13 protein-coding genes are annotated in these 12,764 nt (G+C 38.2%); all 13 read left to right on the plus strand.

Annotated features, from left to right (window positions below):
* The first annotated feature begins 24 nt into the window (after positions 1-24).
* The 13 genes from polA to KH286_RS00925 all read left to right on the plus strand — a co-directional run bounded on the left by polA (position 25) and on the right by KH286_RS00925 (position 12,760).
* Entirely contained in the window at positions 25-2,646 is a 2,622-nt protein-coding gene (gene polA / locus KH286_RS00865; RefSeq protein ID WP_004692999.1) for a DNA polymerase I, read from the plus strand.
* A 29-nt stretch (positions 2,647-2,675) separates the two neighbouring features.
* The gene (coaE, locus tag KH286_RS00870; RefSeq protein ID WP_004693000.1) at positions 2,676-3,278 is read left to right on the plus strand and encodes a dephospho-CoA kinase; all 603 of its coding nucleotides are present in this window, start codon (positions 2,676-2,678) and stop codon (positions 3,276-3,278) included.
* Positions 3,279-3,439: 161 nt separating this feature from the next.
* Entirely contained in the window at positions 3,440-3,994 is a 555-nt protein-coding gene (locus tag KH286_RS00875) for a lytic transglycosylase domain-containing protein (protein ID WP_004693001.1), read from the plus strand.
* A complete protein-coding gene (locus tag KH286_RS00880) occupies positions 3,978-4,673 on the plus strand; it encodes a hypothetical protein (RefSeq protein WP_004693002.1) in 696 nt (231 codons plus the stop codon). The genes KH286_RS00875 and KH286_RS00880 overlap by 17 nt, the downstream gene beginning before the upstream one ends.
* Before the next feature lie 262 nt (positions 4,674-4,935).
* Positions 4,936-5,394, plus strand: coding sequence for a ribosome maturation factor RimP (gene rimP / locus KH286_RS00885; protein ID WP_004693003.1), 459 nt, complete (start codon positions 4,936-4,938; stop codon positions 5,392-5,394).
* Positions 5,395-5,411: 17 nt separating this feature from the next.
* Positions 5,412-6,488 carry a transcription termination factor NusA gene (gene nusA, locus KH286_RS00890; protein ID WP_004693004.1) on the plus strand — a complete coding sequence of 359 codons (1,077 nt, stop codon included), beginning with the start codon at positions 5,412-5,414 and terminating at the stop codon, positions 6,486-6,488.
* A 2-nt stretch (positions 6,489-6,490) separates the two neighbouring features.
* Positions 6,491-6,760, plus strand: coding sequence for an RNase P modulator RnpM (gene rnpM, locus KH286_RS00895; RefSeq protein ID WP_004693005.1), 270 nt, complete (start codon positions 6,491-6,493; stop codon positions 6,758-6,760).
* A 12-nt stretch (positions 6,761-6,772) separates the two neighbouring features.
* A complete protein-coding gene (locus KH286_RS00900; RefSeq protein ID WP_004693007.1) occupies positions 6,773-7,078 on the plus strand; it encodes a L7Ae/L30e/S12e/Gadd45 family ribosomal protein in 306 nt (101 codons plus the stop codon).
* Positions 7,079-7,093: 15 nt separating this feature from the next.
* A complete protein-coding gene (gene infB / locus KH286_RS00905; RefSeq protein WP_004693008.1) occupies positions 7,094-9,556 on the plus strand; it encodes a translation initiation factor IF-2 in 2,463 nt (820 codons plus the stop codon).
* 9 nt (positions 9,557-9,565) lie between these two features.
* A complete protein-coding gene (gene rbfA / locus KH286_RS00910) occupies positions 9,566-9,922 on the plus strand; it encodes a 30S ribosome-binding factor RbfA (protein ID WP_004693011.1) in 357 nt (118 codons plus the stop codon).
* A 17-nt stretch (positions 9,923-9,939) separates the two neighbouring features.
* Positions 9,940-10,881, plus strand: a complete 942-nt coding sequence (locus tag KH286_RS00915) for a DHH family phosphoesterase (RefSeq protein ID WP_004693013.1) — start codon at positions 9,940-9,942, stop codon at positions 10,879-10,881.
* A gap of 2 nt (positions 10,882-10,883) precedes the next feature.
* A complete protein-coding gene (locus tag KH286_RS00920; RefSeq protein ID WP_004693015.1) occupies positions 10,884-11,825 on the plus strand; it encodes a tRNA pseudouridine synthase B in 942 nt (313 codons plus the stop codon).
* Between the two features lie 2 nt (positions 11,826-11,827).
* A complete protein-coding gene (locus KH286_RS00925) occupies positions 11,828-12,760 on the plus strand; it encodes a bifunctional riboflavin kinase/FAD synthetase (RefSeq protein WP_004693017.1) in 933 nt (310 codons plus the stop codon).
* The last annotated feature ends 4 nt before the right edge of the window (positions 12,761-12,764 follow it).

Consider the following 12,764-nt stretch of genomic DNA (forward strand, 5'->3'; position numbering starts at 1 on the left):
GAATAGAATTAAGTGAGGTGTCTTATGAAAAAATTAATGATTATAGATGGCAGCAGTTTGTTATTTCGTGCATTTTTTGCATTACCACCGTTGAAATCCGCTCTGGGAACGCCAACGAATGCAGTATATGGTTTCTTAACAATGCTCATTAAATTGTATGAAGAGATTAATCCTGACTATATTGCCGTAGCTTTTGATAAAGGGCGTCAAACATTCCGAACAGAAATGTATAGCGAGTATAAAGGAAATCGTCCAGATGCACCTGAGGATTTACGTCCGCAGTTTAGTTTAATTCAAGATGTATTAAAAGCATTAGGCATTTGTGTCATCGAAGAAGAAGGTTTTGAAGGGGATGATATTCTCGGATCTTTAAGCAAGAAGTTTGGAGCCCCTGATATGGCTGTTCAAATTATTACAGGAGACCGCGATAATTTACAGCTTGTAACAGAACATAGCCATGTGTTCTTAACTAAAAAAGGTATTTCTGATATGTTAGAGGTTACTCTAGATAATATGGAAGAACTTTATGGCTATGGTCCTGATAAGGTTATCGAAATGAAGGCTCTTATGGGTGACTCTTCCGATAATATTCCAGGTGTACCAGGCGTAGGTGAGAAAACAGCGCTTAAATTAATTACCGAATACGGCAATCTTGAATCTGTATATGATCATATTGAAGATATTTCTGGTAAGAAATTAAAAGAGCGCCTTGTAGAGAATAAAGAGTTAGCCTTCTTGTCTCGTGAGTTGGCTACAATAAAAACAGACATGGAGTTATCTTATAAAGTAGAAGATTTTGTACAAAACTTTCATGCCTCTGAAGTACAACCGTTATTTGAAACTTTAGGTTTTACTAAATTAACACCTCGCATTGCACAAGTAATGGGGTGTGAGGAAGTAGCTCTTGGTGATCCAGGTTCTTTATTTGCACCACAAGAAGAGATTTCTTTAAATGATTTAGCGGATGCTAAATCATTAACCGCTGATTTTTATAAAGATAAAACGGTAGCAGTACATGTTATATTAGATGGTAAAACTCCATTTAGAACGGTAACGAATGCTTATCTATCTAATGGAGATACTATTGTAAAAACAGATGATACTAAAGCTGTTTTAGCTGTATTACAAGGTGCCAAAGCCATCGTTACAACTCAGACCAAGGAGATTATTGAAGCCTTTGGTGCAGATGTGCCAGCTGAAATTTCCTTATTTAATGCTGATAAAACTGCTCGTGTTCACGATATGTCGCTCATTGCTTATTTATTAGATCCTACGCGTACTAATTATGGTTATTTATACCTAACTGAGCGCTTTTCTGTACCTAGCATTGCTAACGGTAGTGTAGACGTAGAATGCGTGTCCATGGTGAAAGCATTACTCGCTATGAATGAAGTTGCTTGTGAGTCTGCGCGCCGTGAAGAGTTATGGTCTTTATATGAGACAATTGAGTTACCTTTGATTCATACCTTAGTTGTGATGGAGAAAAATGGTATCTATATTGATACAGAGAAGTTGGCGGAAACAACGGCTCGCTTTAAAGAGGAGCTAACTCAAGTACAAGAAGAGATTTATGAACTAGCAGGAGAAACGTTTAATATTAATTCACCTAAACAATTGGGTGTAATCTTGTTTGAAAAGTTGAACTTGCCAATCATCAAGAAAACTAAGACTGGCTATTCTACAGATGCGGAAGTATTGGATATGCTTCGTCACGAAAGTCCGATTGTTGAAAAAATCTTGGCATACCGTTCTGTTGCTAAATTGGTATCTACCTATTGCGAAGGTTTGGCAGTTCTTATTAATGATAAGACACATCGTATTCATACAACTTTCAATCAAATGGTTACGGCTACAGGTCGTTTGAGCTCATCTGATCCGAACTTGCAAAATATTCCGGTTCGTACCGAAAAAGGCCGTGAAATTCGCGCTTTATTCTATCCAGGTGCTGGATATGATACATTGGTGAGTGCCGATTACTCTCAAATTGAGTTGCGTATCTTAGCTCATTTGTCTGGCGATGAAGCGTTGATTAAAGCTTTTGTGGAAGGTAAGGATATTCACCGATTTACGGCGGCAGAGGTGCTTGGTAAATCTCAAGATGAGGTAACTAGCGAAGAACGTTCCCATGCGAAGGCCATTAACTTCGGTATTATCTACGGTATTTCTGACTTTGGTTTATCTCGTGACCTTGGTATTACACGGGGTGAAGCTAAAAACTATATTGATCTTTATTTTAGCCGTTATCCTAAGGTTAAAGAGTATATGGATCGAATGGTTCAAGAGGCTCATGAAACCGGCAAAGTTCGCACTATGTTTGGTCGTCAACGCGAGTTACCTGATATTAATAGTCGTAACTTTAACCGTCGTTCCTTTGCTGAGCGGACCGCAATGAATACGCCAATTCAAGGTACCGCCGCAGACATCATTAAGTTAGCTATGAACCAAGTAGAGCAAAAGTTAGAAGAACAAAACTTTACGTCTCGACTCTTATTACAAGTGCATGACGAACTAGTACTTGAAGTGGTGAACTCTGAATTAGAAGCTATAGAAGAGTTACTACGTAGTACAATGCAGTCTGTTGTAGAGTTACAAGTGCCTCTTATTGTAGACGTACACCATGCAGAAAACTGGGCATTAGTAAAGTAATATGTATTTATAATTAATAGAAGGTATATATGTTTAAAATTGGCTTAACTGGTGGCATTGCATCTGGCAAAAGTACAGTTCTTACATATTTTAAGGATAAAGGTATACCATATATCGATGCTGATATTGTGGCTCGTGAAGTTGTTGAACCTGGTACAAAGGGTTTAGAAGCAGTTGTAGATGCATTTGGAACCGATGTATTACGCGATGATGGGACATTAAACCGAGAAGCATTAGGAGCTATTGTCTTTCATAATGCAAAAAAGCGCCAACAATTGAATGGTTGTTTAAAGGAGCATATTCAAAATCGAATTATGGAACTTACAGCTCATTATGAGGAGCTACATACACCAGTTTTACTATATGATATCCCTTTACTTATCGAGGGAGAATGGTATACCATGATGGACGAGGTGTGGCTCGTATATGTGAATGAGTCGACTCAAATTGAGCGCTTAATGAGCCGCAATGGATTGACTGAGGAGGAGGCATTGGCTCGTATTAATAGTCAAATGTGTCTTGAGGATAAACGGTCTTACGCGGATGTAATTATTGACAATAATGGTACACCTTTAAATTTAAGGGAACAATTAGATAACATTTGGGATGAGCGCATCGAATCAGTTTTATAAGAACCTCAATGATAGTCATTTTATGTGTCAAAATTGGTATATAAAAATTACTATTAAATGGTATAATAAGCCCATAAAACTTCGTATAATATTAACCTAGTATTTTGTTATATTTTATATCTTGGTGACTATGTATAGTTTCTATATAGAAAGGGGGATATATGAAACGTGCAACGGCAACAGCACTATCTTGTGTCGTACTAGGATGGTTTTATTTTACATATCTAGATGACCATTTGGCGCGTCAGATTGCGTATCCCTTTAACTATAAAGAGGAAGTTATAGCTGCAGCTGAGAAAGAGCAGGTACCTCCATCTTTGGTAGCTAGTGTTATCTTAGCAGAAAGCAAGTATAAAAACACAGCGGAGTCTGAAACGGGGGCTCTTGGATTGATGCAACTCATGCCAGATACGGCTCGTTGGGTGGCACAGCAAGTGGGGCATGGTAACTATACAGATCGTCAACTTAAAGAGCCTACTATAAATATTGAGTTAGGTACGTGGTATTTAGGTCACTTGTTAAAGGAATTTAATGGTGATCAGGTGTTAGCATTAGCTGCTTACAATGCTGGTCGTGGTCATGTGGAATCGTGGCTTCGTGAAAATAACTGGAATGGAATGGTCGATACGATTCCGTTCCCTGAGACCCGTAGCTATGTAAAGGCGGTCTTACAGTATCAAGAAAGATATGAGGCGTTATATGGAAACAATTATTGAAGCTTGTAAAGCCTTAGACTATTCTTGGTTACCTCAAACTGTTGACGGCTTTACGTTAGTTACATCTACTGAAAGTGACTATACAATATTAGCTAATCGTATTAGTGCTGGTGAAGACGTATTAAAGGTGCCTATTTTCCACTATCAAAATGAATTGGGGTGGCGTTGGTCTGCCTTATATGATAAAGAGGTAGAGGACTATACAGTACATATAGAAATGCCACTATTTTCCTTTGTGGACATTTCTTTTGTGCGAGCCGATTTAGAGTCTTTTTGGACAGGGCTACAAGAACGATGTGTAAAAGGGTTAACCAATATGTTAATAGAACCTGCTAATAATTTTACTTTTACTTATCGTCGCCGAGGGATTCCTGAATGGGACTTCTCACAAGTTATGCCTGAGGAGTTAGAAGGTTTTGTACGCGATATTGATCCAGCCCATGCGATTCGCATGATTAATGGGTCTTTTATCATCGGCGAATACCACAAGATGGATGAGTGTACAGGCTTACTATTGTATTATAATGAATTGCGTGATGAATACTTTGCGGAACTTCGCTATAAAAGCTATCCAGAAATCGACCATCATTTAGATGCAAAAAATCTAGATGATTTAGCAGTGCTATTGCGTGAGCATTTAGGTGCTATACTAAAAGGCTTGAATGAGCGCATTGATTAAAGTTTGGATAGATTTAACTATGCTATTTTTTGTCATTTTTTGTTTTTATAGAATGACTTATGTGGGATTGGTTTCTTTAATACCCATTCAAAAGCGTAGAATTTGTATATACACAGCAAATGTGATATACTATATATGACTTTTATATAATCTTTTAAAAGAGTGGGCTTATGTCCACTCTTTCATTTATGATTAGCTCAATTTTAGAGTATTTAGAATCAAGAGATATATACAAGATGTAGTAAGTAAGGAGGCGATGGCTATGAAAAGAGAAGCAGTGGAGGAGTTTGTATCCTCTGTAGTTGAAGGTATTATAGCCGGCACCGATATGGAACTCGTCGATGTAGACTATGTACGTGAACGGGATTGGTATTTACGTGTCTACCTTGATAAACCAGGTGGTGTAGATTTGGATGACTGTCAGTTGGTGAGCGAAAAATTAAGTGCTGTCCTCGACGAAAAGGATCCAATTACGGAAAATTATTTATTGGAGGTATCTTCTCCTGGCCTTGATCGAGTTCTAAAGAAAGATAAGGATTTAGTTCGGTATAATGGCCGTGATGTAGATATTCAGTTGTTTAAGCCTGTTAATGGCAGTAAACAATTTACTGGTGCATTACAAGGTTTTACGGACACATCTATCGACTTTACTATTAATGGTGAAAGCATAACATTTGAACGTTCTGCTATTGCACAAATTCGATTACATCTTGATTTTTAATATATGGAGGCATACGAGTGAGTCAAGAATTAATTCAAGCGGTAATGGTGCTTACAAAACAAAAAGGTTTTGCTCCTGAGGTTATTTTTGAATCCTTAGAGGCTGCATTACTGCAAGCATATCGCAAAGAACCAACATCTAATCCAGATGCGTACGTTGTGATTGACCGCGAAACAGGTGTTTATAAAGTAATGGCCAAAAAACAAGTTGTGGAAACTGTTGAATTGCCTGAAACAGAAATTAGCTTGTTGGATGCTCGCAAAAAAGATAAGCGTTTTGAGATTGGTGATGTAGTAGAAGTCGATGTAACTCCTGCTAACTTTGGTCGTAGTGCTGCCCATACTGCAAAACAAATGCTTATTCAACGTTTGAAAGAGGCTGAGCGCAGTGTAGTATATGAGGAATACTACAGTCGTGAAGGTGATATCATCACTGGTGTTATTACACGTGTCGAAGGTAAAAATGTGTTTATCGACCTTGGTAAAACAGAAGCAATTTTACCTCCAACAGAGCAAATTGCTACTGAAACATACCGTGAAGGGGATCGTATTAAATGCTATATCGTAGAGGTTAAGAAAACTACGAAAGGCCCTCAAATTATGATTTCTCGTACACATCCAGGTCTATTAAAACGTCTATTTGAATTAGAGGTTCCAGAAATCTTTGAAGGCGTAGTAGAGCTTAAGTCTGTAGCTCGTGAACCGGGGATGCGTTCTAAAATCGCCGTATATAGTCGTGATGAAAATATTGATCCTGTAGGTGCTTGCGTAGGTCCTAAAGGGCAACGTGTACAACATATTGTTGATGAATTACACGATGAAAAAATAGACATTGTTAAATGGGATGAAGATCCAGCAATTTATATTGCTAACTCCTTAAGCCCTGCGAAGGTTGTATCGGTAGATGTAAGCGAAGAAGAAAAAGCTTCTTATGTAGTCGTACCTGATTATCAATTATCTTTAGCTATTGGTAAGGCTGGTCAAAATGCTCGTTTAGCTGCTAAGTTGACTAACTGGAAAATTGATATTAAAAGCGAAACTCAAGCTGCTGAAGAACCTTTCACAGGTTTTGGCAATGCTGAGGATGGTGAATAGTCATGAAACCAAAATCCCAACCTATGCGTACTTGCGTAGGTTGTGGTGAACCTAAGGCAAAACGAGAGTTGATTCGCGTAGCCTTGAGTCCAGACGGCAATATCACTATTGATCGCAGCGGTAAAGCACCAGGACGTGGAGCTTATTTATGTGAGTCTATGTCGTGTTTTGAGCAGGCTTATAAGGCAAAACGATTAGAACGATCATTAAAACATAGTGTATCTAAAGAGATATACGAAGCATTACAACGTGATTTACAAGAGAATGAGTAATCACTGATATACATGAATGAAGATAAAATTTTGAATCTCTTAGGCTTAGCACAACGAGCAGGAAAAGTTATTTCTGGTGATTTTATCGTAGAAAAAGCTATAAAGAGAAAGGAACCGAAATTGGTACTTCTCGCTGGTGACTGTGCAGCCAATAATGAAAAGAAATATACTCAATTAGCAGAAACCCATCACATTCCACTTCACAGTATTGCCAATAAAGAGGCTTTAGGAACGGCCATTGGTAAGGAAGTTAGGGTAGTAGTTGCCGTACTAGATGATGGATTTGCAAAGGCATTACTTAAAGAGATTGATCGATAATAAGGGGGTATGTAGATGTCCAAAAAGCGCGTTCATGAAATCGCCAAAGAGTTCGGCGTAGAAAGTAAGCAGGTCATTTCTATCTTGCAACAAAATAATATCAATGTTACGAAAGCAGTTAATTCTGTAGATGATTCAGGTTATGAAATTGTAAAAAAACAATTAGGTAAAAAATCTGAAGCTCCTAAAGTAGCACAAAAAATAGAAAAAAAGGTAGAACAAAAGTCTGCTCCTGCAGCTCATAAACAAGAAGTTGCGTCACATAAACAACATCCAAATCGTTCTAACGAACAGAAAAAAGATAAACATAAACAATCTGGTCAAAAACAAGACGATCAATCTAAACAAAAGGACCATAAAAAAGGCAATGTACGTCATGTACAAATCTCTGAGCCTACACGCAAATCCGATGGTAACCAACATGGTGGAGACCGCGCTAACAATCGCCCTAATAATACCCGCAATAATGATAACCGTAATAACGTTCGTTCTAATGATGCGCGTAATAATGATAATCGCAACAACGATAATCGTAATAACGACAACCGCAATAACGATAACCGCAATTCTAATAATGATCGCCGTAACAAGAAAAATAAAAAAGGTGGCAATAACCGCCCTCAATCCTTGTTATCTACATCTATGCAAAAAAAGAAGAATCGCGTAAAACATCGTAACGAGCAGTACTTACAGCAAAAAGCAGAAGCTGAACGTAAAGCTGAAGCAGCAATTGCTACAGAAATTGAATTGAGCGGTCCTTTAACTGTTAAAGAATTAGCTGAAAAAATGGGTCGTGAAGTATCTGAAATCATCAAGAAATTGATGCTTTTAGGTGTTATGGCCAGCATTAACCAAGAGGTTGATGTAGATACAGCTACTATTGTAGCTGAAGAGTTCGGTGTAACTGTAACTGAAGTAGAACCAGAAGAAGATCCTACAGATGTTATCGAAATTGAAGATGCACCAGAAACGTTAAAACCACGTCCTCCTGTAGTAACTATTATGGGTCACGTTGACCATGGTAAAACATCTTTGTTGGACGTAATTCGTCAAACTAATGTAACAGCTGGCGAAGCTGGTGGTATCACTCAACATATCGGTGCGTACCAAGTTCGCTACAAGGATAATAAAATCACATTCCTTGACACACCTGGTCATGAAGCGTTTACTGCTATGCGTTTACGTGGTGCAAAATCTACAGATATCGCAGTTCTCGTAGTAGCTGCTGACGATGGAGTAATGCCACAAACTATCGAGGCCATTAATCATGCGAAGTCTGCAGATGTACCTATTATTGTAGCCATCAACAAAATGGATAAACCAGGTGCTAACCCAGACCATGTTAAACAACAATTGTCTGAACATGGTCTTTTACCAGAAGAATGGGGCGGCGATGTCATCATGGTTCCTGTATCTGCTAAACAAAAACAAGGTATTGATGACTTACTTGAAAATATTTTGCTTGTAGCAGAGGTTATGGAATTGAAAGCGAACCCTAACCGTAAGGCATATGGCGTAGTTATCGAGGCTCAACTTGATAAAGGTCGTGGTGCTGTATGTACTGTCTTGGTACAAAAAGGTTCTCTTCGTGTAGGTGATACAGTACTTGCTGGTACTGCATACGGTAAAGTACGTGCCATGACAAATGAGCGCGGTGAAAAAGTAAAAGTTGCTCGTCCGTCTATGCCGGTAGAAATTTTGGGCTTCTCCGAAGTTCCACAAGCCGGTGAAATTATAAATGGTATGGATGACAACGAAGCACGTGCAATTGCTGAAAAACGTATTGCTAAGCAACGGGTTCAAGAATTGCAAGCTACACATAAAGTTACATTAGATGATATTTTCAACCAAATTCAACAAGGCGAGTTGAAGGATCTTAATATTATCATCAAAGCCGATGTTCAAGGTTCTGTAGAAGCATTGCGTCAATCTTTAGAAGGCATCAAAAACCCTGAGGTTCGTATTGTTATTGTTCATGCTGCAGTAGGTGCCATTAATGAATCGGATATCATGTTGGCATCTGCATCTAATGCGATTGTAATGGGCTTTAATGTACGCCCTGATGCTAATGTTCGACGTGCAGCGGAACAAGAAAAGGTTGACTTGCGTACATATCGTGTAATTTATGATGCTATCAATGACGTTGAATCTGCTATGCGCGGTATGTTGGCGCCTCAATTTAAAGAGGTTGTCGTAGGTCGTGCAGAAGTGCGTCAGGTTATTTCCACACCAAAGGCTATTGTAGCTGGCTCTTATGTAACAGAAGGTCGTATTACTAACGACTCTGAAGTTCGTTTAATTCGTGACGGCATCGTTGTATTTGAAGGTAAGGTTGATTCTTTACGTCGATTTAAAGATGAAGTTAAGGAAGTTAAAACATCCTTTGAATGTGGTATCTCCTTAGAAGGATACCGCGACATCAAGGAAGGCGACGTTATTGAAGCTTACTTGATGGAAGAAATTGCACCTCAATTATAGGAGGTTTATATGAGTGATGTTCGTGTCAGAAAATTACAAGAATTTATCAAACAAGAGGTAAGTCAAATGTTGATGCGCGGATTGAAAGATCCGCGTATCGGCTTCACTACTATTACCGATGTTCATGTAACAGGTGATTTACGTGAAGCTACGATTTATGTCTCCTTGTTTGGTTCCGATAAGGAAAAAGAAGATACCCTTATCGCATTAAAGCATGCAGCAGGTCATATTCGTACAGAGCTTGGTAAAGTACTTAAATTACGCCATATTCCTTCCATCACCTTTGATAAGGATACGTCTTTAGACTATAGCATGCATATTGAATCCCTTTTGAATGAAATCAAAAAGGATGAAGAAATAAATTAACAAAAAGGATACAGAACATGAGTAAGATTACTATTAATCAATTACATATGGCTCTGTGTGAAGCTAATTCTATTATGCTAACCGTCCATATTAGACCTGATGGTGATGCTATTGGGTCCATGGTAGCCTTTTACGAAGCCCTTGTAGGACAAGGTAAAACTGTATATATGGTAGTGGATGATGTAGTTCCTGAGAAGTACACATTCTTACGATATACGGACCACATTCATGATGTAGCGTATTTTGAAACTAATCCAGTTGATATTGATATGCTTATGGTTTTGGATGCTAGCACGTATGAGCGAATTGGCAAAGTAGGTGCACTTTGGAGTGCACCTATTTTTAATATAGATCACCATATTTCTAATACAGAATTCGCGGACCATCTATATTTAAAGCCTGACTTTGCTGCTACTGGTGAAATTGTTACCGACTTATGTACAAAATGGAATTGGCCTATCACTGAATCTATGGGTACTGCATTATATATGGCGATTGCTACAGATTGTGGTTTCTTTAAATTTAGCAATACTACAGCAAATACTCTTGAGATGGCTGCCAAATGTGTAGCTGCAGGGGCTAGACCAAATGTTATTTCTGAAACCATAGAAGCCGTATCTGCCAGTCGTTTAGAATTAACAAAACAAGTTATGCAAACTATCGAGTTTTACAAGAATGATACGATTGCTACCATCGAGTTGAATCGTGAGGCTATGACTATTCTTGGCGATGATACAGATGGTTTTGTAGATATTATTAGAAATGTTGATACTGTAGACGTGGCAATTTTATTAAAAGCAGAAGCTGATGATATAACACGTGTAAGTTTACGTTCCAAAGGTATTGATGTGAACGTTGTAGCAAGCCATTTTGGTGGTGGTGGTCATATTCGTGCTGCAGGTTGCACTATTAATCTACCATTAGAAGAGGCAAAACAAGCTCTCATTGAGGTAATTTAATAATGGATGGGATATTACCATTTTTAAAACCACCTGGCATTACAAGCCATGATGCCGTTGCTATTTGTCGTCGTATTCTAAAGGAAAAGCGCATTGGTCATAGCGGTACATTGGATCCTATGGCTTATGGTGTATTGCCTGTGTTTCTTGGTAAGGCTACGCGCCTTATAGAATACACGGATGAATTTGATAAAACCTATGTAGCAGAATGTAAATTGGGTACTTTTACAGATACTGAAGATAGCTCAGGACAACCTGTATTGCCAGATAATGATATGCTATTGCGAGATGGTATTGTATTGAATCGAGCTATTCAATCTACAGAAATCTCGACAACGATGGTTAAACCAGGCTTTGAAGAATTGGTTAGTATTTTGAGAAAATTTGCTGGCGTTCAGGACCAAAGGCCGTCTAAGTATTCTGCCATTAAAGTAAATGGTATTCGAGCTTATGAATATGCTCGTAAAGGTATTCCTGTAGAGCTACCATTACGTCAAATTCATATTAAAAATATTGAGCTCATTGCTTATGGATTCCCTTTTTTCACGGTTCGTGTGACATGCTCAGGGGGGACTTATATTCGCTCGTTATTACGCGATATTTGTATTGCTTTAGGTATTCCTGGCGCTATGACTTCTTTGGCACGTACTCAAGTAGGCCCTTTTGATATCGGCTCTGCTAAGATGGCCGAAGAATTGATGCTACATGGTGAAAGTCTGTTGTTGCCAACAGATACGGCTGTTTCTCATCTTTCAAAAGTAACTGTAAATAGTGTACAATTAAGAATGATGATAGAAGGCAAGCAGTTACCGATTGGTAAAGAATTTGCTTTCACAGAAATAGGTCAGCTCTATAGAGCTTATGGACCGAATGGTTTTATTGGTATTATGAAACGAAACAACCACACATTAAAAGTGGAAAAAAATATTTTTATTGAAGGATAAGTATGAAGCAACTACATTCGTTTGATGAACTACGTCAAATCAAAGATACAAAAGTATATGCCCTTGGTACCTTTGATGGCATTCATCGAGGTCATCAACGAGTTATACATAAGGCTGTTGAAGAGGCTATATCAGTCGATGGGGTTAGTATCATCATTACCTTCGAGCATCATCCATTGACTATATTACATCCAGAACGAGTACCTAAACGAGTGATTCAAGAAGAGATTATGGATACTGTGCTAGAAGAACTCAAAGTTGACTATATTTTGCGGTTACCTATGACTGAAGCATTATTAAAAATGACTGCAGATGAATTCTTACATGAACTCTGCAATGATATGAATGTGGAAGCTATTGTAATCGGTGAGAACTTTACATTTGGTGCAAAGGGGCTTGGTAATCCAGAATATATGAAACAAGTGGTAGCGGATAAGAATATACGAGTTCTTGTACAGCCTTTATTACCTTGTGATGGTAGTAGTACACCTATTTCTAGTACAGAAATTAGAAAAGCTATTCATGAAGGGCATTTGGAGGATGCAAATCATTGGCTAGGTAGGCCATTCCAGTTTAAAGGAACTGTGATTAAAGGTGATCAACGGGGACGCACATTAGGATTTCCTACATTAAATCTATTACTTCCTAATGAAATGGCTACACCTCCAGACGGAGTCTATGCTAATCGTGTATGTATTGATGGTATTTGGTATGATGGGGTAGGCAATATTGGAGATAATCCAACCTTTAGAAATCAGTACCATAGATGTGAAGTACACGTTTTTAACTTTGACCAAGATATATATGGAAAAGAAGTAATTGTACAGTTCATTTCTTATATTAGAGGGGAAGTTAAATTTAATAATTTACAAGATCTTATCGATCAAATGAAGGTAGATGAAGAACAGGCTCTAGCTATTTTGGCTAATGCATAAAAGG

Origin of the sequence: Veillonella parvula, from assembly GCF_018378075.1 — a bacterium.
Lineage (GTDB): Bacteria > Bacillota > Negativicutes > Veillonellales > Veillonellaceae > Veillonella > Veillonella parvula_K.

Coding starts and splice junctions, on each gene's coding strand:
- rnpM (WP_004693005.1), top strand. CDS start 6,491: ATGAAACCAAAATCCCAACCTATGCGTACTTGCGTAGGTTGTGGTGAA.
- rbfA (WP_004693011.1), top strand. CDS start 9,566: ATGAGTGATGTTCGTGTCAGAAAATTACAAGAATTTATCAAACAAGAG.
- KH286_RS00920 (WP_004693015.1), top strand. CDS start 10,884: ATGGATGGGATATTACCATTTTTAAAACCACCTGGCATTACAAGCCAT.
- coaE (WP_004693000.1), top strand. CDS start 2,676: ATGTTTAAAATTGGCTTAACTGGTGGCATTGCATCTGGCAAAAGTACA.
- polA (WP_004692999.1), top strand. CDS start 25: ATGAAAAAATTAATGATTATAGATGGCAGCAGTTTGTTATTTCGTGCA.
- KH286_RS00900 (WP_004693007.1), top strand. CDS start 6,773: ATGAATGAAGATAAAATTTTGAATCTCTTAGGCTTAGCACAACGAGCA.
- KH286_RS00925 (WP_004693017.1), top strand. CDS start 11,828: ATGAAGCAACTACATTCGTTTGATGAACTACGTCAAATCAAAGATACA.
- KH286_RS00875 (WP_004693001.1), top strand. CDS start 3,440: ATGAAACGTGCAACGGCAACAGCACTATCTTGTGTCGTACTAGGATGG.
- rimP (WP_004693003.1), top strand. CDS start 4,936: ATGAAAAGAGAAGCAGTGGAGGAGTTTGTATCCTCTGTAGTTGAAGGT.
- KH286_RS00915 (WP_004693013.1), top strand. CDS start 9,940: ATGAGTAAGATTACTATTAATCAATTACATATGGCTCTGTGTGAAGCT.
- infB (WP_004693008.1), top strand. CDS start 7,094: ATGTCCAAAAAGCGCGTTCATGAAATCGCCAAAGAGTTCGGCGTAGAA.
- KH286_RS00880 (WP_004693002.1), top strand. CDS start 3,978: ATGGAAACAATTATTGAAGCTTGTAAAGCCTTAGACTATTCTTGGTTA.